This window comes from Actinoplanes sp. M2I2 (genome assembly GCF_023544445.1).
Taxonomy (GTDB): Bacteria; Actinomycetota; Actinomycetes; order Mycobacteriales; family Micromonosporaceae; genus Actinoplanes.
On the sequence record NZ_JALPVJ010000047.1, the window covers coordinates 1 to 23,479 of the forward strand.

The window sequence follows — 23,479 nt, forward strand, 5'->3', positions numbered from 1 at the left end:
CGCCGGCTTCCAGCGCTGCGCGGTGCCTGGCAAGTTTTTCGTCGCAGGCGGCGAGGGCTGCGTCGAGTTCGGTGGTGCGGTCGTGGCTGACGTCGACGGGCTGGGCGTTGGCCAGTGCGGTGATGGTGCGGGGAAGGTTGGCGGGGGAGAAGGCTGAGGCGAGCCAGTCGTCGATGGGGTCGACAGGGTGATTGCGTAGTCTGTTGGCAGGCTTCTGAGCTGGGTTTTTGTGCAGTGGGTGGCCTCTGTGGAGGCGGAGGCGGCGGGTGAGATCACATCGGTGATCATGAAGTTCTCTACGCCGCACGACGCCCCGAGGACCTCACCCGCCGATGGCATCATCTCTCATCACCGCACTGACCGTCACAACACCCCACGCCAGCAGTGCCCCCGTCGCGGTCACCGACGGTGAACACAGCGGTCTGCTGAACGCGTTGACGAAGATTCCCGACCCGCGTGACCCACGCGGGATCCGTTATCCGTTGTCCGCGGTGCTGACCGTCGCGGTCTGTGCCGTCATGGCCGGCGCATCGTCGTTCGCGGCGATCACCGACTGGCTGCATGACCTGGATGAACACGCCAGGATCAGGCTCGGCTTCGGTGATGGCGTGCCGGTCGGCACGACGATGTGGCGGCTGTTGATCCGTCTCGATCCGGCCCTGCTGGCCACCGTTTTAGCCGGCTGGCTGCACACCCGTACCCAGCAGCCAAGCTTGCCGTTGCCGCGCAGGTATCGCAGGGTGATCGCGATCGACGGCAAAACCCTGCGCGGTGCCCGCCTGCCCGGCGGCCGTCAGGTTCATCTGCTGTCCGTCCTGGACACCACCACCGGGATCGTGATCGCCTAGGTCACCGTGGACACGAAGTCGAATGAGATCACCTCGTTCGCGCCGCTGCTCGACGCCGTCGAGACCGTACTCGGCACGCTCGCCGGGGTGCTGTTCACCGCCGACGCCCTGCACACCCAGACCGGGCACGCCGAGGAAGTCACCGCCCGTCAAGCACACCTGCTGGTGCAGGTGAAAGGCAACCAGCCAACCCTGTTCAAGCAGCTGAAACGGCTGCCCTGGGCACAGATCTCGGTCGGTGACCGGACCCGCGAGAGTGGTCACGGGCGCCGTGAGACCCGCACCGTCAAAGCCGTCACCGTCGCTACCCCGGGCGGCATCGGATTCCCGCACGCCCTGCAGGCTGCCCGGATCACCCGCACCTGCATCGTCGCAGGCCGGACCAGCCGCGAGACGGCCTACCTGACCGTGTCCCTGCCCGCCGGCCACGCCAAGGCCTGCGACCTGCAAGCCTGGATCCGCCGGCACTGGCACATAGAAAACCGCCTCCACCACGTCCGCGACGTGACATTCCGTGAAGACCTGCACCAAGCCCGGACCGGCAACGGACCCGCCGTCCTCGCGACCCTGCGTAACACCGCAATCGGCTGGCACCGGACCACAGGCGCGACCAACATCGCCCGCGCTACCCGCCACGCGAACCGCCGCTCACACGACCTGATTACGGCGGTGACCAGCAGTTACCCGACAACGCAATGACCCTGCCCGTAGGCCGGACACCCGAGGTTTGGGGTCAACGGACGTCATCTGACGGGGTGTGGAGCTTCTCGAACTCGATCGGGCTGCGCATCCCAAGGCTGGAATGGCGTCGTTTCGGGTTGCACCAGCACTCTATCCATTCGAAGACGGCATTGGCACGGTCGTCCCGGGTCTCCCATTCCCGGCGGTCAAGGACTTCCAGTTGCAGAGTTCCCCAGAAAGATTCCATCATGGCGTTGTCGTAGCTGTCACCGACAGAGCCCATAGATCCGAGCAGGCCGGATTTCCGGAGCCTCTGACCGAAATCCCACGACGTGTATTGCGTGCCGTGATCGGAATGCAGAATGGTTTTCTGCCGGGCCGGTGGCCGGCGGGTGATGGCCATCGATAACGCGTCCAGTACCAGTTCGGTGCGTAGATGATCGGCCATGCTGTAGCCGATGATCCGCCGGCTGTAGGCGTCCATGACCGCAGCGCAGTACCACTTGCCCTGCTCGGTGCGGTGTTCGGTGATGTCGGTCAGCCACAGCCGGTTCGACCCGTCCTGCTGGAACTTGCGGTTGACCAGATCCGCCCACGGTGTCGCATCCGGATCAGGGACGGTGGTCCAGGACCGGCGCCGGTAGTACAGACCCTGGATGCCGGCTTCACGCATCAACCGGGTCACCCGTTTCTCGTTCACGCGTAGACCCATGCCAAGGGTTAGTTCAGCGTGCACCCGCGGTGACCCGTACGATTTCATCTTCGGGTCGGCGTGGATTTTCTCGATCCTGCGCAGCAGCATCTCGTTTTCCAGTTCCCGCGCCGATACCGGTCGGGTCTTCCATTCGTAATATCCGGACCTGGACACGCCTAATACCCGGCACGCAACCGTCACGTCGATGCCGTCGTCAGCGAGTTCTTTAACCAGCCGGAACGCTACTTCGGGAGGACGTTCTCCTGAGCAAAATAGGCCGCCGCCCGTTTGAGGATCTCGTTTTCTGTCTCGAGCTGACGGTTGCGGCGGCGCAGCTCGGCCAGCTCCTTCTTATCCACGCTGGTCAACCGGCCCGGACCGCCGCCGACCTCGTCCGCGTTGGCCTGGGCCATCCAGTTACGCAGACAGGACTCGCTGATCCCAAGATCCTTCGCCAACACAGCGACCGGTTTTGTCCCCGGTGCGGGCCAACTGCACCGCCCGTTGGCGGAACTCGACAGGGTGAGGAGCAGGCATGACACGACATCCTTCCTGGAAACCGTGGACTACCTCACCCCAGGTGTCCGGAAACCGGGGGAAGCTCACGCCGAGCATCGTCGCGTCCTCAGCTGCGGAACCAGACCAGGATCAACAGTGCCTGGCAGAAGCAGCTCAAAGCTCTGGTCTTCTTGCGGGTACCGCGAGCGCGGCGCTCGGCGGCGAGCAGGCCGGCAAGGTGGTGCACTGCCCATGTGGACGTGATGCCCGTGTCGTCCGGGTCAGCCGCCAATCCTCGCTGAGATCACTTCACTCAATAGAGACCATGCCGCATCCGGTACGAGAGCCTGGAGGTTGTCGGCCAGTGAGCAGATCCTGACGGGTCTGGGCCGCGTCGCGCCGGCGACGCTGCGCGGGGACATCGCTGGTCGTCATCGGGCCGCCTGTTCTCGGTTGCTCTGCCCGGCTCGGGGATGTCTGGGCCCGTTCGGGGGTGCGGCTTCCTGGTTCGGCGGCCGCACCTCGTTCGGGATTGCTCAGGCGTTCGTGCGGTGCCGCAGGTGGATCTCGTCGGGCTCCGGCGGCAGGTTGTCCACGCCGGTCTCGACCGCCTCCTGATGCCGCTTGTGGGCGCGGGGGAGGGCCAGGGCGGCGACGACCGCGAGCGCGGCCACGGCGGCGCAGACCCAGAAGCCGTTGGTGAACGCGGCATCGGTGGGCAGGCCCTGCGGCGTGGTGTTGGAGGTGATCACGGCGGCCATCACGGCCGTGCCGATGCTGCCGCCGATCGTCCGGGCAATGGTGTTGACGCTCGTGGCCTCGCCGGTCTGCGCGGCCGGGACGCTCTCGATGATGGCGTTGGACATCGCCGCGAAGGCGAAGCCGATGCCGGCGCCGGTCAGCACACCGGAGGCCAGAACCTGCCAGATCTGGCCGTGCGCGATTGCGGGCAGGGCGAACGCGGCGACCACGAACACCGCGCCGAGGAACATCGGAAGCTTCGGGCCGTACTTGCGGTTGAGGATGCCGGCCAGCGGCCCGAACACCACCGTCATGCCGACGGTGGGCAGCAGGAACAGGCCGGCCTGGGAGACCGACTTGCCGAAGCCGTACCCGGTGACCGCGGGCAGCTGCAGCAGCGTCGGGACCAGCAGGAACGTGCCGAACATGGCGAAGCCGAGGATCAGCGCGACCAGGTCGGTGGCCCACACGCCGCGGACCCTCATCAGCCGCATGTCGATCAGCGGCTCCTTGACCCGCAGCTCGACCAGGACGAACCCGATCAGGCCGGCCACGCCCAGGGCGAGCAGCCCGATGGTCTTGCCGTCGCCCCAGCCCCAGGCCTGACCCTTGCTGATCGCCAGCAGCAGCGACACCAGCGAGACGGACAGGATGCTCGCCCCCAGCATGTCCAGCCTGCCGGGCGTACGGACGGCCGACTCCTTCATGCCGAAGATCGCCCCGAGCAGCGTCACCACGACCAGCACAAGCGGCAGCCAGAACAGCCAGTGCCACGACAGGTGCTCGACGATCGGCCCGGCCGCCACGATGCCGATACCGGCGCCGACCCCGAAGATCGCCGAGATCAACCCGACGGTGGTAGCAATCCGCTCCCGCGGCAGCTCGTCTCGAACCATGCCGATCGACAGCGGCAGAATCGCGCCGGCCGCACCCTGCAGCACCCGCCCGATGATCAGCACGGTCAGGTTGGGCGCCAGCGCGGCCACGATCGTGCCCACGGCCATAATGGCCAGCACGCCGATCAGGACCTTGCGCTTGCCCCGCATGTCACCGAGCCGCCCCAGAATCGGCGTCAGAACCGAGGCCGACAACAGGTACGCCGTGACGACCCAGCTGACGTCGCTGGTCGACACCTGAAGCTCGTGCCCGATGGTCGACAGCGCCGGCGATACCAGCGACTGCAGCACGGCGAAGGCCAGGCCGCCCAGCGCCAGATATAGCACCAGCAGCGATCCGCCGCCCTTGGCCTCGGTCTCTTTGACGGTTTGCGTCATGGGTGTTCCCAACAGCTAGAGGTAAACGCGTGGAGCCATCTCAGGCGACGTAGGGGGCCGTCGGGCCAGTGCCCGCCGGGGTAAGGATGAAGTCGGCGGCGCGTTCGCCGATCATGAGCACCGGCGCCGCGGTGTTGCCGCTGGTCAGGGTGGGCATGATCGACGCGTCGGCGATCCGTAACCCGGTGAGGCCGTGCAGGCGCAGGTCGGGGCCGACGACGGACATGGAGTCCACGCCCATCCGGGCCGTGCCGATCTGATGGTGGCCGGAGACGACGGTGGCCCGGACGTAGGCGCGCAGTTGCTCGCGGGTGGTGACGGCCGGACCGGGGGCGGTCTCGGCCTTGATGTACTGCTTGAGGGCGGGCTGCTCGGCGAGGTGGCGTAGCAGCCCGAGACCGTCGATCAGAACCTCGAGGTCGTCGGGCTCGTCGAGGACGCGGGGATCGATGAGCGGCGCGGCGGCGGGGTCGGCCGACCGCAGAGTCACTTCACCTCGGCTGAGTGGATGCAGCAGCACGGTCGCAGCCGAGAAGCCGCTGTCGGTCATCGGCCCGTCTGTGGGCAGTACCGCGGACACCAAGATGTCCTGAACGTCGGGCGTCAGAAGGCCCGGTCTGGTCCGGGCGAACAGATGGGCCTCGAGGCGTTGCAGGACCGGCTCGGGCACCGTGCCGGTAGCCGCCCACCCGATGGGAACGTTGACGTGGTCCTGCAGGTTCTTGCCCACGCCCGGCAGGTCGAGGACCACCGGGATGCCGAGCCTCTGAAGTTCGGCTGCCGGGCCGATGCCGGAAAGCAGCAGCAGCTGCGGGGAGTTGACGGCACCGGCGGCGAGGACGGTCTCCTGCGCGGAGGCGCGCCAGAGCCGGCCGTCTTTGCGGTACTGCACGCCGGTGACCCGGGACCCGTCGACGATCAGACCAACCACGTGAGCCCCGGTGATCAGCGTGAGCCGCGGATGATCCTCGACGGGGCGCCCGTAAGCCGTCCACGCGGTTTCGCGGCGCCCGTCACGGATCGCCGTCTGCACGAAGCTGACACCCTGACTGTCGCCGCTGTTGTAGTCGCGGTTGTAGCCAAACCCAGCCTGCTCAGCGGCTTGAACGAAGGCCCGGTTGAGCGGATCCGCGCCGGGATGCGCCTGTACGCGGAACGGGCCACCGGTGCCGCGGTTCCCGTCATGGGGCCCGTCGTAGTCCTCCAGCCTGCGAAAGTAAGGCTCGACATCACTCCAGCGCCAGCCGGCGGCTCCGCCTTGTGCCCAGGCGTCGTAGTCGGCGGCCAGCCCGCGCACGTACATCATCGCGTTGATCGCGGTGCTTCCGCCGAGGGTTTTGCCGCGGGGTTGCATTAACTGCCTGCCGTCGGCCCGAGGCTGCGGCACTGTGCTGTAGGCCCAGTCATACGGGCCGCCCCACAGCCCGATGGCCGCCGTCGGATTGTGAATCAATTCGCTGTCGTCGGCCGGGCCGCCCTCGATCGCCGTCACGCTCAAACCCGCGTCCAGCAGCCGGCGAATTACCACCGAACCGCTGGTGCCGGCGCCGATGACGATCACGTCCCCGGTCATTTCCTGTGCATCCATGACGCTCCTCTCGCAGCACGACTGATCCGAGGATGACACGTCAACGTTGATGTGTCAACGTTGACGTGTGCACGGTAGACTCAGGTGATGGAGATCGGGCTGACTGAGAACGAGAGCTTCACCTGGCGAAACTTCGTGAGAATGCAGACCCGTCTGAAAGCTGCCCTGGCGCAGGCTCTGCAGGAGGAATCCGGGCTCTCGTATCCCGACTATCAGGTCTTGTTCCTGCTGTCGGAGGCGACCGGCCATGCTCTGCGAGGCCGTGACCTGCGGGTGGAGCTGCAGTGGGAAAAGAGCCGGCTTGCCCACCAGCTGCGGCGCATGGAAGGGCGCGGACTCCTCATTCGTGAGTCGTGCGCTGAGGACCCGCGCGCGCCGATAGTCAAGATCACGGCTGCCGGCCTTGCGTCCGTACAGGCCGCCGCGCCAGCCCATGTCGCCCGAATCCACGACCTGGTGTTCAAGCCGCTGACCGACGGACAGGCCGCGGACCTCGACGCGATAGCCCAGGCGATCCTGCACGGACTGCGCGATCGACCCTCTCATCGCTCGGCGACTTCGTGATCAAGCTGTGGTCGCTCACCGCCTACTGCCCGGACCAGTCCCCACGGCGGACATCAAAAGGCGACCGCCTCGGCGCTTGCCGAGAGAAATGCCCTAGTCGCTGGTGGCCTGCTCGGTCCCCGTCCCGCCGCGGCTCGCTGGCGAGCCGGCTCCGTGGCCCTGGTCGGCAGTGTTGAAGTCGCCGACCATTGCGCGGATGCTGCGCAATGGTCGGGTGAGTTCCGCGGCTTGCCCGGGCGACAGTTCGGCCAGGCCGAACGCGGCTTGATTAAGCGCCTCCGTCGCCTTGTCGGCGAGCGCCCGTCCGGGGGGCGCGATGGCGGCGAGGACAACGCGCCGATCGTCAGGGGACATGCTCCGCGTGACAAGGTCACGCTGCTCGAGTTTGCCGATGGCGTTGGTCACCGCCGCAGGGTGCACCATCAGGCGGGCACCCATCTTTCCCATGGGCAGCGACCCGGCACCAGCATCCCGGCCAACCGCGCCAAGCTCGACGCCGTCGAACAGCCGGCGAAGGTGGCCGATCAGGCCGGTCTCACGACCGGATTGGTCCCGCCGACGACACCGATCGGTGCGGCTCCCCGGCCTCGATGAACGGGACCGCACCGGCCAGCACGACGGTGAAAGGCTGGACGGCCTCAGGCACCTGGGCCACGAGCTGCCGGAAATTCTCAACATGCCTCTCGATGGATTCACGACCGGCGCCACGCTGGTGGGATGCATTGATACCGAGTGGAGACCGTGTGCACAAGGTCAAACCCGGCGCTCACCTCTAGCAGTGGTCAGTGGCACCACGCACGACGTCGCCCTCCCGCCGCGTCAGGCGGGCGGGCGGGTGAACTCGTTGTGCAGCTCGACGATGCGACCGTCCTCGCCGACGGTCGCATGCTCGACGCCGGCCACGGTGATCACCGAGCCGTCCGCCGTCCGCGCCGCGGCCACCCACTCGGCCCGCTGCCGCCCGTCCGGCAGGACCGTGGTGTTCCAGAAGTGCTTGGCTTCGACGTGGGCCGCGAAGAACTGGCGATAGAGCTCGCGGACGGCGTCGGCCCCCTGCGCAGGGGGCCCGCCGATCTGCGCCACTGCATCCGGGGCGAAGACGTCCACGAACTCGTCGAGAGTGACCTCGCCGGCGATGGCCGGGTCGATCAAGGTGAGGTAGCGATCAAGGGCCAGGGGTGTTTCGCTCATCGGTTTCCGGTCCTTCTTTTTTCGTAGCCGAGCAGACAGACCCGCTGCGGTAACAGCCGCGGGACGTATTTCTCACTGGACACCATGTCCTCACCACACAGTCAACCCGCGCTCGGCCTAAATCGGCGTCGCGGTTCAGTTTTTGCAATCAGACCCGTTCGGCTGCTTTGACCTCGTTGTCGGCGATTGCGGTGAGGAGACCGGCGTAATCCGCACAGGTATGCCGGGCGTAGTCGTGGGCATATCGGAGGCTGCCCCATCTCCTCCTCGGTGCCGGGCCGGGCGGGGGTGCCCGCCGAGGGAACCGCCCTTCTCACCCACGGTGAGCTGGTGAGCTGATACGACCTCGCGCTGAGGCTCCAGCAGGACTTCCGGGCGGCGACCATGACCTCGCTGCTCCAGCAGGGCGGGCTGGCGCTGGGTGGGGTCGGGGTCGCCGGCGTGTGGACGGCCTGGTTCGCGGCCGGCGCACCCTGCGGCCACTGAACGAGATCACTGCCACCGCGCGCCGGGTTGCCGACCGCAACCTGCACCAACGCATCGGCATGACCGGCCCGAAGGACGAGTTGCGCCGTCTCGCCGATACCCTCGACAACATGCTCGCCCGGCTAGACGCGGCGTTCGAGACTCAGCGCCGGTTCGCCGACAACGCCTCCCAAGAGCTGCGTACGCCGCTGGCCATCAACCGAATCCTGATCAAGGTCGCGCTCAGCCACCCCGACCCCTCCGCCGACGTACGCCGTCTCGGCGAGACCCTGCTCGTCATCAATGCCCGCCACGAACGTCTGATCGACGGTCTGCTGATGCTCGCGCGGGGAGATCACTCGCGGGCCGAGCTCGTTCCCGTCGACCTGGCCGACATGGTCACCCACGTGGCGTCGATGCACGAGGTGACGGACGTGACGACCGAGCCGGCTCCCATGCGCGGCGACCCGATTTTGCTGGAACGCATGGTGCAGAACCTGGTCGAGAACGCGGTCGCCTACAACCAACGCGGCGAGACGGTCACCGTCACCTGCGGACCGGGCCGGATGACTGTGACTAACACGGGCCCGGTCATCGCAGCGTACGAGATCCCTCGCTTGTTCGAACCGTTTCAGCGCCTCACCGACCGGGTCGGCTCGACCACCGGCACCGGCCTCGGCCTGTCCATCGTCCGCTCGGTCGCCCGCGCCCACGGTGGCACCGCAACCGCCGAACCCGGCCCCGAGGGAGGGGGCTCACCGTCACCGTCGACTGCCCGGCCGGCAACTCGATTGGCGCCGGTAGGCGGCCTGGCTAGTGCGCCGCGCCGGAAATTCGCCTGCCGCGCGAGAGCTGGTTGGGTTGCAGTCGGCCGATACACGCGCTCAGGTGCCAGCCACGACGGTGCTCAAATTGGGTGCTGACGGGTTCGTACTGGACATCGACGGCCGGAACAGCGCACTCCGCGAAGCATTGACTGTGTTCATAGCACATTGTCTAGCCTCTCGGTGTGATCAATTTTGCGCTGCAGGTTACGGCGGCCAGTGCTCGGGGCGAGTGGCTCGAGACGGCACGCAAGGCGGAGGCAAACGGTTTCTACGCCCTAGCCTGCCCTCACCACCCGGGGGCCTTTCCGGATCCATTCGTAGCCCTGGCGGCAGCCGCCGCGGTGACCAGCACCATCAGGCTGGCCGCACATGTTGTGAACGCCGGCGTTTATGAGCCGATGGCGCTGGCGTCTGCCGTGGCGACGCTCGACATCCTCTCTGGTGGGCGCGTCTACCTCGGTGTCGGTACCGGCCACAACCCCGCAGAATGGGATGCTGTTGGAATGACCATGCCGGACGTACGTGGTCGCGTCGATCGGTGCATCGCGGTGGCCGAGGCCACCCAGCGGCTCCTCGCCGGCGAGGAGGTCACCCGAGACACCCTAGACCTTCGAATGACCGCCGCTCGGCTGGCATCGCCGAGCCCGATCCAACAGAAGGTGCCGCTGCTGATAGGCGGCGCCAACCCGCGGCTCCTCGGCTGGGCCGCCGCGCACGCTGACGAGCTGGCGTTCCCTTGGCTGGGCCGGCGCTGGACACTTGACCAGATCGACGCACGGCTTGGACCACTTCGCAGTAGACCTATCGAGTCCATGGTGCACACGTTTGAGGTCACTGACGATGCAGAACCGGTCTTTGAGAAACTAGGGCATCACTACGGTCTCGACGTCGACGAGGTGCGGCAGATGCCGTATGTGTTGGTGGGATCGGTCGAAGAGATCGCGGCGTCGATTCGCCAGCACGAACGCCGCTGGGCCATCACCAGGTACGGGGTCCGGGCTACGGCGCTCGACCACCTGCCCGCCCTGCGGGCTGTCCTCCACAGCTGACCGCCCCCGCTGGTGGCCACGGTCCTCCCATGGACGGCCAGATACTTCCCCGCTGATCATGAGCGGATGTCGGTCGGCCTGGGTCGGCCGGGTGAAGAGCGGAGGGAAATCGTGGAGATCTTGGAGGCATACGACCTCACGGGTAGTTACCGTGCGGCGGCCGAGCTGGCCGGGTGTGATCACCACACTGTGGCTCGGTATGTGACGTTGCGGCACGAGGGTCGCAGCCTGCAAGAACGGCTGCATCGGGCGCGTCCGAGGTCAACCAGCGGGCCCACCGCGAGACCCGCCGCCGCCCAGCCGACGCCTTACTGCAGGAGCAGGTCCGGCTGCATCCGCTGCCGCAGCAGCCGTTCGCGGTCGCGTTCGGCACCACCCGCCGGGTCAACTGGGACCGCACCATCTCGGTCGACGGGGTCCGCTACTCCGTCCCGCATGATCTGGTCGACACCCGGGTCTGGGCGCGGTTCCACGGCAACGAGCTGATCGTCACCGCTGTCACCACCAGCGTCCCGGTCGTGGTCGCCCGGCACCCGCGGGCTCAGCCTGGCAGCCTGTCGATCATTGACGAGCACTACCCGCCGCAGACCCGCCGGTTCGACACCGACGAACGGCCGCCTCGAGCTTATACCGCGGAAGAGGCCGCTTTTCTGGCTCTCGGCCCGGCGCCGCCGCTTGGCTCACCGAAGCCGGCGCCACCGGAGTCCGACGAGTCCGCCGCAAGATGGCCGAAGCCGTTGCCTTGGCCAAGCTGCACGGCGTCGCCGACGTCGATCAGGCCCTCGGCACCGCCGCGCTGGCGGGCCGGTTCGCCGACAACGACGTCATCCGCATCCTCGGCCACCAGCGCGCGACCGACGCTGAGCCCACCCGGGCAGCGAAACTCACAGCCTGCAGGCCGGCGCTTCCGCCTGGTCGACGTTCGGCATCACGACAGGAGAGCAGCAATAGCCATGACCGGGCGGCGCCCAGTCATCGGCTCTGTCGGTGACCCCCTCGCCGAGGCCATCGAGCTCACCAAACGCCTGAAGCTGTCCCACATCCCACATCCCACGCGCACCTCGCAGTGCTGATGGCCGACGGCGGCGAGGTCATCGTGGACCTGGCAGTGTTGCGGCAGCAGCCCGGCCTGTTCGGGTTGGTGGCTTGGATCCGACCGCGCGGCGGGTCCTCGACGAGATCGATTCCCAGGCGCTGGCCCGGTTGCGGGCGGCTCGCGCCGCCGCGCGGGAACGAGATTCGCCTGACCTTCCGCCACCTGCGCTGACGGGTCGGCGGACGCCAGCAGGGGGTATGCCGTTGCATGCCGCCCGGCCGGATGCATTGGTCACTCCGCCGGGCGGCCGATTCGAACGACCTGGCCGGAGCGTCGGCTCAGTCGAGGTCGGGCAATGTGTCGATCTGGTACCGCGTCAGCAAGGGACGCACCTCGGCGATCTTCTCCGAGCCCCGGGCCGGTGGTGACTCTCCGCCCCCGGGATCGTCCCCTGCGTCCAGGACATGCCCTCCGGACCGCCCGGAGAGTACATGAGGGGCATTCAGCCGTTGCTCGTATCCATCGGAAGAGGTTAGGCGCGGCACGCGTTGTCGCAGAACGGACGCTTGGCCGACCGGGCGCAGGCGCACAGCGCCATTCGGTTCTCCCGGTGAGGTTGCCGGCCGGGTCCGGTCAGCGTGAGCCTGCCGTGCAGGAGGATCGGTCCGCCTTCCGCCGTGGTGACGATGGTGGGATCGGGCGGCGTCTCCGCGACGTTGTCGTGGCGGGTGTACTGCAGGGCGCCGCTGGGGCAGCGTTCCACGACTTCGGCCAGGGCGGCGGCGTCGGCGTTGTCCGGAGTGATCCAGGGCCGTGCCGCTACGTTGAACACCTGGGGAAGCCCGCGTACGCACTCGGCGAAGTGCAGGCAGCGACCGGCGTCGAATGTGACCGTGATGTGGGACCCGGGGTAGGCCTTCAGCTTCGGGCTACTCATTGTGCTCGCCCAGCACGGCTCGTTGGGCTTCCGGAGCACGGGTCAGATCCTGGTATTCCGGGTGGTTCCTGATGTACCTCGCGTAGAACGGGCACGCCGGCACCACGCGCAGACCCCGCTGGCGGACGTCGTCGAGGCTGTCGTGGGCGAGGCGGCTGCCGAGGCCCTGTCCCTCGTAAGCGATCACGACCTCGGTGTGGATGAAGACGATCCGTTCCTTCTCGAGGTAGTACACGGCGAAGCCGGCGAGTTCGTCGTACACCGTGATCTCGTAGCGGTGCTGGGCGGGGTTGTCGTGCACGTTGACGTTGTCGCTCATCACGGTGTCCTCTCGGTTCGTGCTGGATATTCATGGTCAATGCCGTGCTGGATCAGGACGGGCACGTCGATGGCGGCGAGGGCGTGTACGGCATGGGGTTCTCCTTCGATTCTGGTGTGCGGAGCCAGCACAGACCCTGTTCTCGGCACCGGGTCAAGCGTCACGTGATCAAGTGACGCCCGATGACCTTGACTCTGTGGTCAGCACACGGTTTTTGATGGGGACTACCACCGCCTCCGAGTAGCTCTTCACGAGCTGAGAGGAACGTTATGTCCCGCTCTCGCAACGGCATCGGCGCAATTCTGCTGTCTGGAGTTGCTTTCACCACGTTCGCATGCGGCACGAATGAATCGCCGGACGCAGCGGCGGCGACGGCGGTGCCTTCGATTGCCTCCCCGACCGAGTCCGTGACGAGCACGACAGGTTCAGCGCCGAAGCCCACCGGCGCCACCCGGTCGCCCGACGCGCCCGACGGCGACAAGGGGAGCAGCGGCGGCTACGGTCCCATCCTCAGCGGTAAGCGGCAGGTCGTCATCCGGCCGGCCCAGGAGGCCGAGGGCATTCTCGCCGTCGACGCTCAAGGCCGGCTGAACCTCACGGATGGGGAGGCCGAGCACACCCTGTTCGTCTTCGTGCCGGTCCGTGACGGTCTTCACCAGATCCGTACTGCCAGGGCCGGGTCCGGCGGTGAGCCGTCGTGCATGGGCATCCGCAGCAACGGCTCAAACCCTTTGACCGTCGTGGCCGCCGCGTGCGACACCCGGCGTGCGGGCCAGCTCTTCCGGGTTCGAGAGGCGCCCGAGGCCGAGGCCGACGGATACGGCATCAGCAACCAGGGCGCCTATCTGCAGATCTCCGCGGAGCGGGGCCTGATCGCCGAGAAGCTGGGCGACGCGCCCTTACGCACCGTCTACACGTTCGTCGACAACGGAGCCGCCCCGGCCCAGCCGGGAAGCTGACATTTGGTCGCGAAGCATGTCCATGCCGGCGACGGACACCCTCTGTAAAGGCGCGTCGGGCTCGCAATCGCCGCCACCGTCGAACGCACTGCCCGCCGTCGGTGATGCACGAGGGCTATTCGCACGAGCTGGCCAGCTTCGGGTTCTGGCCCGGTGGTGGTGAGGAGGGCGCCTTCTACGCGTACGCGTATCCGGAACCCGCCGGGCTATCGGGAGCGCACGGAGGCGTACTACGACAAGACCCTGCAGGAGTGTGTGCTCCCCTACAAGACGGTGGCCGGCTCGGCCGATCCCGACACGACACTGCTCGAGTTCCTCCGCGGCACCTACGCGGCCGCCGCCGACCTGGCCGACTGGGACCGCTCCGCCGTGGAGGCGTGACGCTCCGCCCTGAGCCAGTGGTACCCGGCCAGGACAGTGATGGACGTCGGATCCGACGGTGTCGCTGACCGAGCGGGTGGGACCACTGCGGTCGCGTCCCCTGGATGGGGGTCCAGGGGACGCGACACACATCGCTCACCGATCGCAGTCTGCCCCGTGACGCCCTGCCACATCTGCGGGTGCTCGTGTGAGTCACGTCCGATGCGACGATCGAAATACTCGCTGAACATACAGAAAGTGGTGTTGTGGTGATGAACGTTGAGCGTGACCGAGCAGACTCAGGGTGGGCAGCATGCGTCCGATGATTCTTGTTCACGGCGCGTGGCACGGTAGCTGGTGCTGGGCGCCGGTCACGCCCCACCTGGCCGCCCGAGGCATACCGTCGATCCCGATCGACCTCGCGGGGCACGGCCTGAACGGCAAGCCGCCGGCCGCCCGGTCGGCGAGGCCCTTCGACCCGGCGGCGTTGGCGACCGAGCCCTCGCCGGTCGCCGCCGTCGGCGTGCGCGTTGCTGCCGAGGCGCTCGTCGACGGCATCCGGCTGGCCGGGAACGGCGAGCCCTGTGTTGTGGTCGCGCACAGCCTCGGGGGAGTGATCGCGACCGCCGCCGCCGAGCTCGCCCCCGAGTTGTTCGCCCACCTCGTCTATCTGACTGCGTACGCCCCCGTCACCGCGTCCGTGGGCCAGCTCGCTTCGGAGTATCACACCTTCGACCGGGTGCTGGTCGCCGACCCCGTAGTGGTCGGTGCGCTGCGTCTCGACCCGACGAACCCCCTATTCCGGGACGAGATCCGGGAACTCTTTTACGGCGACGTCGACGTGCCGGCGGCCGAGGCGGCCATCGCGTTGCTCGGCAACGACGCGCCTGCCCAATTCGCCGCCGAGAAGGTGATGGTGACGCGGGACCGCTTCGGCGCCGTCCCGCACTCGTACATCGTCTGCGTCAAGGACAACGCGATCCCTGAGCCGCTGCAGCGCCGCCTCGTCCAGGACATCGACGCCGTTTCCGTCACGGCGACGGGGGTGATCACGCTGGACAGCTCCCACTCTGCCTTCCTGTCACGGCCGGAGGAGCTGGCTCAGGTCCTCGCGGATGCCGAGCAGGGCGGAGGCTCTTGGAGCCGCTGAGGCGCGAGGTGCTTCTTCGCGCGAGTCATCTCGTCTCATCGCGTCAGGAAGCGCATCAGCCCTTCGAGATCGCGTTCCCCGTCGACCGTCTGGACACCCTGGGCCGTCACTTCCAGGTGCTGCAGCAGCAAGCGCCGATTGTCGGTGGTCTGTTCGTCCAAAGCGGTGAAGGGAGTTCGTACGCTGTTCGCGCCTCGATGACGTACCGATGAGGCCACTGTTCCTAGAACGAAGGCCGACGGCATGCGGCCTCGGTAAAGAGGATCGGATGCCCTGTCAACGCCGTGAGGAAATCCTCGGCGGGAAAGCTCTCTGGAGACCGGCCACACGAAATACGGCATCGGCCGTCCGCATCGCCCCCGATGGGAACTTGTCGCGGACGGCCGAGGCCGGGGATCAGCGGATCTCGTACGCCCGGATGGCGGTCATCGTGGCCGTGTTGCCTTCGGTGTCCGAGGCAGCGGCTCGCAAGGACACGAAGCCGGACGCCGGATTGGTCACCTTCACGGTGCGGCGGTCCTTGCTGATCGTGGCGGGGCGCCAAGTCCGACCGTCATCGGTGGAGAAGTCCACGGTCAGCGTGCGGTTGGCTGCCGCCGCCGATCCGATCGCGCGATCCACCGTGACCGGGATACGGTAGTCGCCGGCCGGGGCGTCCCCGCGCGGGCTGAACCGGATGGTGGACAGCGGGAGGATAGTGTCCCCTGCCGCGGACGAGAACGTCCACGCGCCGCTGATCGAGGTGCTCAGCCGGAACGGCGCGGAACGGGTGGCCGACTGTTCCAACCGGTACGTCTTACGCTCCGCGGGCACCGGGAACGAGGGGAACCGCGACGAGCTCTCGCCGATCAGCGTCCCGTCGGCGTAGAGGGCCGTTCGGCTGGTGTCCGGCGCGGTCACACTGCCCCAGTGACCGGCACCGTCGCCGAACATCGGGATGTTGGCCGAGATGGTGTTTCCGGAGCGGTCCGCCAGGTCGAAGGAATCATCGCTGGTGACCGACGGCGCGAACACCGGCGTGTTCCAGCTCTGTCGATGGACCGTGCCCGGAGTCAGACGCTGAACCGGCCCGGCGGAGGAGCTCACGGTATCGCCGTCCAGCTGCTGCTGGAACTCGCCGCGCCAGCTCGCTGTGCCGTCGCCGCCGACGTACTCGGTGCGCTCGAACGGCAGCGAGAACGGCACGGGCTCGGTGCCTCCCGCCCCTCCGGCGAGCGACGGACGGTGGGCCTTAGCACCGTTGGCGCCGTCCGCCTCCCGCGCGTATCGGGCCTTCACCGTGGACAGCTCCGAGGGGCTGATCCGCTTCTCGAATCCGGTGAAGAACTCACCCTGGCGGGAGTACGCCACCTCGTACGTGTACGGGCTGTCCCGGAAGCCCTCCTCGTCGTTCTTCCACCGGGCGAACACGCTGTTGACCATGACGGTGAACTCGCCCGCCCGCTGGGCCGGCCCGATCCGTGCGCTGAAAAGATCACCCGGAACGTACGAGTAGGCCGTGGTCCCGGCCTGGCTCTGACCGGTGGTCCAGGAGACGGTGAGGAAGGTGGCGGCCTGACGGGCGTCAGCGCGGGCCGCGTTCACCGTCACCGGCCGAGCCGCACGGGCGTCCAGCGTGACGGTCATCGCCTTGTCGACGACCAGCTTCGGTTGCACGAGCAGGCTCGTATTGTCCACCCCGTAGAACTCGGAGGCCAGCCCGTAGGTCCCCGCGGGGATGGTGACCGTTTCCTCTGCGCCGGCCGTGATGGTGTAGGTCTTCGGACGGTCCAGCCGGATGAGTGAACCGAAGTGGTTGTACTCGTCCGGAGCGCCGGTGCGGTCGATGTGGCGGAACGTCACGTCATACTTCTCGACGTCCCGGTTGACCACTACCGGCGTGCCGACCCGGACGTCGCCGGAGCCCGTCGCCACGACTTGGGCGTGCTGGTACCCGTCCGTCCCCTCGCCACTGGTGTCGGCGACCACGGTGGCCGTCGCCGCGCCCCCGGCCGGAATGGTCAGGTTTGCGGGCTTCACTGAGAACGTGCCCATCGCGCCCTCGACCGTGAGTGCCAAGGTGGCGGGGGCGGTGCCGATGTTGCGGTACGTGAGGGTCCGGCTGATCGGGACATCGTCGGAGTGCGGCCACTCCTGACGGCCGAAGTTGACGCCGGCGCCGTCCACGGTCACAGTCTGGCTGACCGCCCGGGCGACGTCGACGCGACCGGCGCCCTGGGCGAACCCGTCCAGGCCGGCCGTCGGCTTCGACGAACCCATCAGCATCGCTTTCTTGCGGCTCGGCGCCCAGTCCGCGTGCTGCTGCGTGAGGATCGCGGCCGCCCCGGCCACGTGCGGCGTGGCCATCGACGTGCCACTCATGCTCGAGTAGCCGTCGGCGACCGGATCACCGCTCGCCGCGTTGGCCGCCCGGGCCGCCACGATGTTCACGCCGGGGGCGGTGATGTCCGGCTTGATCGCCCCGTCACCGATGCGCGGGCCGAGGCTCGAGGTCAGAGCCAGTTGGTCACGGTTGTCGACCGACCCGACGGCGAGGGCGGCGTCGGCGCTGGCCGGCGACATCACCGTTTCCGGTCGTCCGTATCCCCGGTTGCCGGCCGCGACGACAAATAGGGCGCCGTACGCCGCGGTGAGGTCCTCGACCGCCTGCTCCAACAGATCCACCCCGGGCTCGTCGAAGTAACCCAGGCTCATGTTGATCACTGAAGCTCGCGGGGCGGCCCACTCCATGCCGGCCAGAATGTTCGACTCGGGGCAGTCCGCCTCGCCGCACACCTTGGCGACAGCGAGTTTCGCGCCCGGCGCCACGCCCCGGTACTTGCCGCCGGACCGCGCGCCGGTTCCGGCAATGGTGGAGGCGACGTGGGTGCCGTGGCCGTTGAGGTCCTCGCCCGGCTCGTCGGTGAAGTTCGCCGTCGACGTGATCTTCCCGGCGAAGTCCGGGTGGGTGCTGTCGATGCCGGTGTCGAGCACCGCCACCGTGACCCCGGTGCCGTCCAGACCCTGCTGCCAGGCGGTCGGCGCGCCGATCTGCGGCACACTGGCATCGAGGCTGAGTTGGCGTTTGCCGTCCAGGTGGACCCGGTCGATGCCTGGGGTCAGCGTCCGTGCGGTGCTCGTGCCCGTGGTCAGCGAACTCCAGAGCTCGGCCCGCTCGGCTCGCGTCGTGCGTGTGGCCAGCAGACCCGAACCCGGAAGATCGCGGCCCACGCGGGTCGTCCCCTTCACCGCGGCTCGCACGCCGGCTGGTCCCTTGCGCTGTCCGCTTTTCGGGTATTCCAGCATCAGCGGCAGATCGCTGTCGCCGGTGTACCCGAACTCCCGCAGCGTGGTGACGTCGAACAGCCGCTTGTCCAGCCGGCCCTGCCGCAGCAGCGGCGCGGCGTCCGTCGGAACCACGTGCCGATGACCGTCGACCAGCCGGTTCGAGAACCGGATGCCGGCGCGGCCGGGGCCGTGCTCGAAGGTGACCCTCTGCCCGGACACCGTCACCCTGTCACCGGTGATCAGGGTGACCGTGAACGGCGCCTCTCCCGCCGGAACGGACTTTGCTGCCTCCGCCTGAGTGGCGGGAACGCTTACCGCGAGGGCAGCAACCGTCCCCAGCGCCACCATGGTGGCGCCCTAACGTCTTGTATGCATCTACCGTTGCTCCGCTCCAATGAGGATGGTGTCACATGGATAGATGCATCCCATTGCTAATCGGTTGTCACCGGAAACTGTTACGCAAAGCACTCTGCAGCGGCACTCGAGTGCATTTTTATAGGAGAGGCTGAAGAAAGGTTCGAACGTTCTCGTCCTCAGATAGCGACGCGAGACGCGAAGTCCGACGCCGGTCATGATCTCGCGCGGATTGGTGCCGGCTCAGTCGGCCCACTCGGCCACCCTGGTTCACCCTGTTCGCCGGGGCCGAACATGACGGCCACGTTGTCACGTTCTACCGGCAGGTCGCCGACGTCGACGACTTGGTCCATGGCGATCCGGCCGAGCACCGGGCAGTGCACTCCCTGGACGGTGAAGGCGGCGCGGCCGGCAGTGGACACCGTCGGCGAAGCCGAGAGGAAAGAGGGCGAGCGTGGTCCACATGTCGGTCACGGCATCGGGGCGGTACGAGACGCCGGTGCCGGGCGGCACGCGCTTGACGCTGGTGATCGACGCGTGCACGCTCAGGGCCGGTCGCGGCCCGCAGGCGGCCCCCGGTACGGTTCCACCCGTAGAGGGCGACCGTTGGAGGCCTTCATCTGTTCACCAGATCCGGCCTTGATCGTCAGATCGAATGGTCACACCTCTTCGGCCAACGTCCCTGGACATCACACCTAGCCCGCACCCTCGGCATGGACATCAAGACCGCGGTCACATGGCAACGCGCAAGCGTCGGAGACTCCGGGCGCCGTCGAGCCCCTCGGGTGCGGCCAGGCGAAGGCCGAGACCCGCCCAGGCGGCATCCTCGCGCACGAGGCCCTCGGGCAGTTCGTCGTCGGATAAGCCGCCTTGGCCGCAGCGATCACCCCGTGGGGCTGTACGACGATTTTGCGGCGAGGCCATCGACGAACGGGTCAAGCTCGTCGGCCGGCAACGCCAAGTTGACCCAGCCGTACCGCTCGGCCGTCTCCGCGTCGAACAGGTCTGCGCCCAGCACGAATCCAGACGCCGTTGCGGCTCACGCGGACGCGGACATACTGTCTGGCCCCGGCGCCCGCCACAATCCATCAGCGCTTCGCTGATCATCGGCGTGGTGCAGTGCATGGCGCTGATGGGTCGGCCGGCGCCGACGGCACTTGACTCTGTTGTCGGAACACGGTGTCGAATGCCCAGGTGTACTTGACGTTGCTTGATGACTTGGCGCGCGTAGCGGCCGACACCACCGCCGAGCAGTACGCGCTCCCGACTCCGTGTGACGGGTTCGATGTGCGGCGCCTGCGGCAGCACCTCACCGGTGGGCTGATTTACTTCGATGCCGCCTTCGGCGATCCCGGCGCCGAGGAACGAGGAGCGGACCCGCACGCCTATTTGGGGCCCGACCAGCTTGAAGCCGTCCTCCCGCAGCTCTCGGCGACTCTGCGATCCGCGCTGGCGAACGGGGTCGAGACGACCATCGTGAAAGTGCCTCACCTCGGTGGAGCGTTTCCCGGTGCCGTGGTCCTGGACATGTTGCTGATCGAGGTGATCACTCATGGCTGGGACTTGGCCACTGCGGCGGGTCTGCCCTGGAGGCCGGACGAGGCGACCTGCGAGCGAGCACTCGCCTTCTACCGGGTGACGCTCAAGCCCGAGTGGCGCGGCCCCGGCATGGCGTTCGGCTTGGAGTACGCGGTCTCACCCAATGCTTCTCCGGTGGAACGGGTCGTCGCTTTCGCCGGCCGTGACCCTGGCTGGTCGCCGGCAACCCACCGGTGAATGCCCGACGATCCATCAGGTCGGCGTGCTCACGTGCGGCACCGCCTCACCGAAAGCCGCCGCAGATGTCCACGACCGGCAGCCGTTCAGACGACGTGGCCTCCTGGCAGCGGGTCGGCAGGATTCGGCCCGAGGGCGACACCTGGGTGGTCGGCGGCTTTCCTCGCACGGTCATCGAGGTGGGGCAGGTCGTAGCGAACCGCAGTCTCACCTACGTCGAGACGTCCGAGACGCTCTGGCGGGATACCGATCGACCATAGACATCTCCCCGGCGGCGGACGGTGGCACCGACATCCGGTGGCATGCCACTTCACCTCTCGGCCGAGGTTCCTCGACACGTTCTGGGCCTGGATGCTCAACAAGGACATGCAGTCCTGCGTCGACAAGCTCGCCGTTGAGGCTGCCGCGTAGTGCGCGGGCGCTCCGCGATCACGTGGGTCTCCTGAACTATCCTTGGCTCTCGCTGCATCCGCCGGCGCTGGCGTGAACCAGTCTTGCCGCCGGATTAGTCTGTGCCGCATACCAGGTGGCGACCGGTACGGGGTCGTCGAACATAGCCGGGTCGATCATCGCGTCGTTCGACGGGTTCGTGATCGTGACTCCGGAGTACAACCACTCCACCTCCGGCGTGCTGAAAAACGCCCTCGACTTCCTCTTCGCCGAATGGAACAAAAAGTCCGTCGGCTACGGCTCGGTCGGCGGCGCGCGCGCCGTGGAGTCGCTGCGCCTCATTGTGGCCAACCTCATGGCGGACGTCTGCGCGACGGTCTCGCTGTCGCTGGCCACCGACTTCGTCAACTACAGCCAGTTCACTCCCGGCGCCCATCAGGAGGCTGCGTTGAACACCGTGCTCAGCCACTTCGCCCATCACAGTCTTACTTCCGTGCCGGTTGCTCGCTTGACAACTCGCCACGTTGACAAACGCATTTCTCCAGCGATTGAAGCGACGGTGTGCCGGGCCATACCGGACCTTGTGGTTATGAGCGTGAGTAGCGGGTTCTGTCCCGGAGAGAGTAATCGTGCCGGCCGGATCGATCGCTAGGTGACGGGCGCGGTCAGCACAGCGCGAATTCTCTTGACCGTGTTCCAGGGACATGGTGTCGCATCGACACCGAACAGCGACGGATGAAGCAGGAGGTGGGACATGAACAGAAGACGTAGCGCCGTCCTCATCGGCGTGGTCGGCTTGCTCGGTGCTTTGGTCGCGGCCGTGCCGGCGGCGATGGCGGGGAAAGCCGCACTCCAGCTGACGTGGGGGGCATGCCCCGCAGAGGTCGTGATGCCGGCGGCGGTCCCGGTGCAGTGCGCGAAGATTCCGGTACCGCTGGACTATCGCGACCCGGGCGGCGAGCAGATCGAGATCATGATCTCGAAGATCGCCAGCGCCAATCCGGCCAAGCGGCGCGGCATCCTGCTGCTCAACCCGGGTGGGCCGGGCGGCATCGGGATCGACCAGGGCGCTTTCCTGGTCAGCCGGGGCCTGCCGGCCACCGTTTCGGACGCCTACGACCTGATCGGGATGGACACCCGGGGGGTCGGGAACTCGACGCGGGTGAGCTGTGGCTTCACGCTCGAGGATCCGTACTGGGCCAACGTTCCGCCGTACGCGGTCGACGACGACGCCGTGACCCGGCAGGCCACGATCGCGAAGCAGGTGGCCGACAAGTGCGCCGCCAACGATAAGGACGATCGGCTGCGGCACATCACCACGGCGAACACGGCTCGCGACCTGGATCGGGTCCGGGCCGCGCTCGGTGAGAAGAAGGCCAGCTACTACGGTGCGTCCTACGGCACGGCCCTCGGCGCTTCGTACATCTCGCTGTTCCCGAAGACCACCGACCGGATCGTGTTCGACAGCAACGTCGGCGACACCCACCTCGACCGGGCGGGCATGCGCCGGTTCGGGCTCGGCTTCGAGCAGACGTTCCCCGATTTCGCCCGGTGGCTGGCGGCCCGGCACGACACGTACGGCCTGGGCCGTACGCCGAAGCAGGTCCGCCAGACCTTCCTGCGGATCGTCGAGCGGCTCGATAGGACCCCCGCGCCGGACGGGGTTGACGGCGCCGTGCTCCGGTACCTCACCTTCGCCGGCCTCTACAGCGAATTGTCGTACGGGCTGGCAGCGCGCACCGTGCAGACGTACCTCAACCCGGTCGAAGGCCCGGCGACAAAGCAGGCGGCGCCGCCGAACCCGAGCGACAACTCCTTCACGGCGTTCCTGGCAAGCACGTGCAACGACTCGAACTGGCCCGAGGACGTGGCGACCTACCGCCGGGCCGTCGCCGAGGACCGCAAGCGGTACCCGCTGTTCGGCCCCGCGACCGCCAACATCACGCCCTGCGCCTACTGGAGGTACGAGTCGTACGAGCCTCCGGTCAAGGTCGACGCCAAGGGCCCGGCCAACATCCTGATCCTGCAGAACCGCCGCGACCCGGTCACCCCGTGGGCGGGCGGAAAGCTGCTACGCGACAAGTTCGCCTCGCGCGCCAAGCTGGTGACCGCCGAAGAGAGCGGCCACGGCGTCTTCCTCGTCCACACCAACGCCTGTGCCCTCGGCATTACCACAGACTGGCTTGTCGAAGGCAAGATGCCGGCCCGCGACACTACCTGCCGGCCCAGCTAAGCACCTGACAACGACGCCTTCCGGCCGTCAGCCACGACGGCCGGAAGGCGCACTGAACGTCGGATACGTCGAAGGTCGGAGCATGACTGACAGCCAGCCCGCATACGGAGACGACGACAACGCGCGCAGAGACGATGTGCTCGCGGACGCGTGCAACGCCGAGTACACCAGCCGGCCCGACACCGGCCCGGTCGAGGGCACCTCGCCGCTCGGCCGCCCGTGCGTGGCGCAGCCGGAGCGGTGGTGGCCGAACGCCGGCGAGGATCCGGTGGCTTCGT

The 23,479-nt window shown here is 67.6% G+C and carries 24 protein-coding genes and 3 pseudogenes; 14 read left to right on the forward strand and 13 right to left on the reverse strand.

The features are described from left to right. Nucleotides 1-332 precede the first annotated feature (332 nt). Together HJC40_RS44370 and HJC40_RS44375 are read left to right on the forward strand one after the other, a co-directional pair. Nucleotides 333-848: a transposase family protein gene (locus HJC40_RS44370; protein ID WP_250009884.1), complete on the forward strand. Its 516-nt coding sequence runs from the start codon at nt 333-335 to the stop codon at nt 846-848. A gap of 6 nt (nt 849-854) precedes the next feature. Further along, nucleotides 855-1,547 (forward strand): ISAs1 family transposase, encoded by a 693-nt coding sequence (locus tag HJC40_RS44375; protein WP_250009885.1) that lies wholly within the window; start codon nt 855-857, stop codon nt 1,545-1,547. Nucleotides 1,548-1,581: 34 nt separating this feature from the next. Here the strand turns inward: HJC40_RS44375 and HJC40_RS44380 are convergent, their stop codons facing one another. The 4 genes from HJC40_RS44380 to HJC40_RS44395 form a co-directional block, all read right to left on the reverse strand. Beyond that, on the reverse strand, nt 1,582-2,424 hold the full coding sequence (locus HJC40_RS44380) for an IS3 family transposase (protein ID WP_250009886.1): 843 nt from the start codon (nt 2,422-2,424) through the stop codon (nt 1,582-1,584). 41 nt (nt 2,425-2,465) lie between these two features. Continuing rightward, nucleotides 2,466-2,765 carry a transposase gene (locus HJC40_RS44385; RefSeq protein ID WP_308201012.1) on the reverse strand — a complete coding sequence of 100 codons (300 nt, stop codon included), beginning with the start codon at nt 2,763-2,765 and terminating at the stop codon, nt 2,466-2,468. Nucleotides 2,766-3,257: 492 nt separating this feature from the next. Beyond that, complete coding sequence (locus tag HJC40_RS44390; protein WP_250009888.1) at nt 3,258-4,736, reverse strand: MFS transporter; 1,479 nt, start codon at nt 4,734-4,736, stop codon at nt 3,258-3,260. A 40-nt stretch (nt 4,737-4,776) separates the two neighbouring features. Further along, nucleotides 4,777-6,324 (reverse strand): GMC family oxidoreductase, encoded by a 1,548-nt coding sequence (locus tag HJC40_RS44395; protein WP_250009889.1) that lies wholly within the window; start codon nt 6,322-6,324, stop codon nt 4,777-4,779. A gap of 87 nt (nt 6,325-6,411) precedes the next feature. Between HJC40_RS44395 and HJC40_RS44400 the strand changes: the two genes are divergently transcribed. Next, a complete protein-coding gene (locus tag HJC40_RS44400) occupies nt 6,412-6,888 on the forward strand; it encodes a MarR family winged helix-turn-helix transcriptional regulator (protein ID WP_250009890.1) in 477 nt (158 codons plus the stop codon). A gap of 93 nt (nt 6,889-6,981) precedes the next feature. On the opposite strand, the gene HJC40_RS45945 is transcribed toward HJC40_RS44400, so the two are convergent. Further along, nucleotides 6,982-7,611, reverse strand: a complete 630-nt coding sequence (locus HJC40_RS45945) for a MarR family transcriptional regulator (protein WP_308201013.1) — start codon at nt 7,609-7,611, stop codon at nt 6,982-6,984. Between the two features lie 96 nt (nt 7,612-7,707). Further along, nucleotides 7,708-8,079 carry a nuclear transport factor 2 family protein gene (locus HJC40_RS44410; RefSeq protein WP_250009891.1) on the reverse strand — a complete coding sequence of 124 codons (372 nt, stop codon included), beginning with the start codon at nt 8,077-8,079 and terminating at the stop codon, nt 7,708-7,710. Between the two features lie 443 nt (nt 8,080-8,522). Here HJC40_RS44410 and HJC40_RS44415 point away from each other — a divergent pair, with 443 nt between their 5' ends. The 3 genes and pseudogenes from HJC40_RS44415 to HJC40_RS44425 form a co-directional block, all read left to right on the forward strand. Next, nucleotides 8,523-9,467 carry an ATP-binding protein gene (locus HJC40_RS44415; RefSeq protein WP_250009892.1) on the forward strand — a complete coding sequence of 315 codons (945 nt, stop codon included), beginning with the start codon at nt 8,523-8,525 and terminating at the stop codon, nt 9,465-9,467. 86 nt (nt 9,468-9,553) lie between these two features. Then, nucleotides 9,554-10,420, forward strand: coding sequence for an LLM class flavin-dependent oxidoreductase (locus HJC40_RS44420; RefSeq protein WP_250009893.1), 867 nt, complete (start codon nt 9,554-9,556; stop codon nt 10,418-10,420). 254 nt (nt 10,421-10,674) lie between these two features. Continuing rightward, nucleotides 10,675-11,371: pseudogene (locus HJC40_RS44425) on the forward strand (IS21 family transposase); the annotation flags it as partial. Between the two features lie 617 nt (nt 11,372-11,988). Here HJC40_RS44425 and HJC40_RS44435 read toward each other — a convergent pair. Both HJC40_RS44435 and HJC40_RS44440 read right to left on the reverse strand, forming a co-directional pair. Beyond that, entirely contained in the window at nt 11,989-12,393 is a 405-nt protein-coding gene (locus HJC40_RS44435; RefSeq protein WP_250009895.1) for a (4Fe-4S)-binding protein, read from the reverse strand. Continuing rightward, nucleotides 12,386-12,712, reverse strand: coding sequence for a GNAT family N-acetyltransferase (locus HJC40_RS44440; RefSeq protein ID WP_250009896.1), 327 nt, complete (start codon nt 12,710-12,712; stop codon nt 12,386-12,388). Before HJC40_RS44440 ends, HJC40_RS44435 begins: the two co-directional genes overlap by 8 nt. Nucleotides 12,713-13,119: 407 nt before the next feature. Here HJC40_RS44440 and HJC40_RS44445 point away from each other — a divergent pair, with 407 nt between their 5' ends. The 4 genes and pseudogenes from HJC40_RS44445 to HJC40_RS44455 all read left to right on the forward strand — a co-directional run bounded on the left by HJC40_RS44445 (nt 13,120) and on the right by HJC40_RS44455 (nt 15,181). Next, a complete protein-coding gene (locus HJC40_RS44445) occupies nt 13,120-13,671 on the forward strand; it encodes a hypothetical protein (RefSeq protein ID WP_250009897.1) in 552 nt (183 codons plus the stop codon). 104 nt (nt 13,672-13,775) lie between these two features. Then, nucleotides 13,776-13,829 (forward strand): annotated as a pseudogene (locus HJC40_RS45950) (hypothetical protein); the annotation flags it as partial. 1 nt (nt 13,830) lies between these two features. Next, nucleotides 13,831-14,052 carry a DUF5996 family protein gene (locus HJC40_RS46495; RefSeq protein WP_308201015.1) on the forward strand — a complete coding sequence of 74 codons (222 nt, stop codon included), beginning with the start codon at nt 13,831-13,833 and terminating at the stop codon, nt 14,050-14,052. A 301-nt stretch (nt 14,053-14,353) separates the two neighbouring features. Beyond that, nucleotides 14,354-15,181: an alpha/beta fold hydrolase gene (locus HJC40_RS44455; protein WP_250009899.1), complete on the forward strand. Its 828-nt coding sequence runs from the start codon at nt 14,354-14,356 to the stop codon at nt 15,179-15,181. 35 nt (nt 15,182-15,216) lie between these two features. On the opposite strand, the gene HJC40_RS45960 is transcribed toward HJC40_RS44455, so the two are convergent. The 5 genes and pseudogenes from HJC40_RS45960 to HJC40_RS45965 form a co-directional block, all read right to left on the reverse strand. Continuing rightward, nucleotides 15,217-15,342: a hypothetical protein gene (locus tag HJC40_RS45960; protein ID WP_284044611.1), complete on the reverse strand. Its 126-nt coding sequence runs from the start codon at nt 15,340-15,342 to the stop codon at nt 15,217-15,219. A 235-nt stretch (nt 15,343-15,577) separates the two neighbouring features. After that, the gene (locus HJC40_RS44460) at nt 15,578-18,667 is read right to left on the reverse strand and encodes a S8 family serine peptidase (RefSeq protein ID WP_250009900.1); all 3,090 of its coding nucleotides are present in this window, start codon (nt 18,665-18,667) and stop codon (nt 15,578-15,580) included. 350 nt (nt 18,668-19,017) lie between these two features. Continuing rightward, complete coding sequence (locus tag HJC40_RS46830; RefSeq protein ID WP_374273682.1) at nt 19,018-19,224, reverse strand: alanine racemase C-terminal domain-containing protein; 207 nt, start codon at nt 19,222-19,224, stop codon at nt 19,018-19,020. 4 nt (nt 19,225-19,228) lie between these two features. After that, a pseudogene (locus HJC40_RS46835) lies at nt 19,229-19,345 on the reverse strand (alanine racemase C-terminal domain-containing protein); the annotation flags it as partial. A gap of 340 nt (nt 19,346-19,685) precedes the next feature. Then, nucleotides 19,686-19,820, reverse strand: a complete 135-nt coding sequence (locus HJC40_RS45965; RefSeq protein ID WP_284044612.1) for a hypothetical protein — start codon at nt 19,818-19,820, stop codon at nt 19,686-19,688. Nucleotides 19,821-19,996: 176 nt separating this feature from the next. Between HJC40_RS45965 and HJC40_RS44465 the strand changes: the two genes are divergently transcribed. From HJC40_RS44465 to HJC40_RS44480, 4 genes are all read left to right on the forward strand, one after another. Continuing rightward, on the forward strand, nt 19,997-20,578 hold the full coding sequence (locus HJC40_RS44465; protein WP_250009902.1) for a TIGR03086 family metal-binding protein: 582 nt from the start codon (nt 19,997-19,999) through the stop codon (nt 20,576-20,578). 526 nt (nt 20,579-21,104) lie between these two features. Beyond that, nucleotides 21,105-21,620 (forward strand): NADPH-dependent FMN reductase, encoded by a 516-nt coding sequence (locus HJC40_RS46500; RefSeq protein WP_308201014.1) that lies wholly within the window; start codon nt 21,105-21,107, stop codon nt 21,618-21,620. A 102-nt stretch (nt 21,621-21,722) separates the two neighbouring features. Beyond that, nucleotides 21,723-23,201 carry an alpha/beta hydrolase gene (locus tag HJC40_RS44475; protein WP_250009903.1) on the forward strand — a complete coding sequence of 493 codons (1,479 nt, stop codon included), beginning with the start codon at nt 21,723-21,725 and terminating at the stop codon, nt 23,199-23,201. 82 nt (nt 23,202-23,283) lie between these two features. Continuing rightward, nucleotides 23,284-23,479: hypothetical protein (locus tag HJC40_RS44480; RefSeq protein WP_250009904.1), on the forward strand; the 196-nt coding region annotated here is incomplete at its 3' end.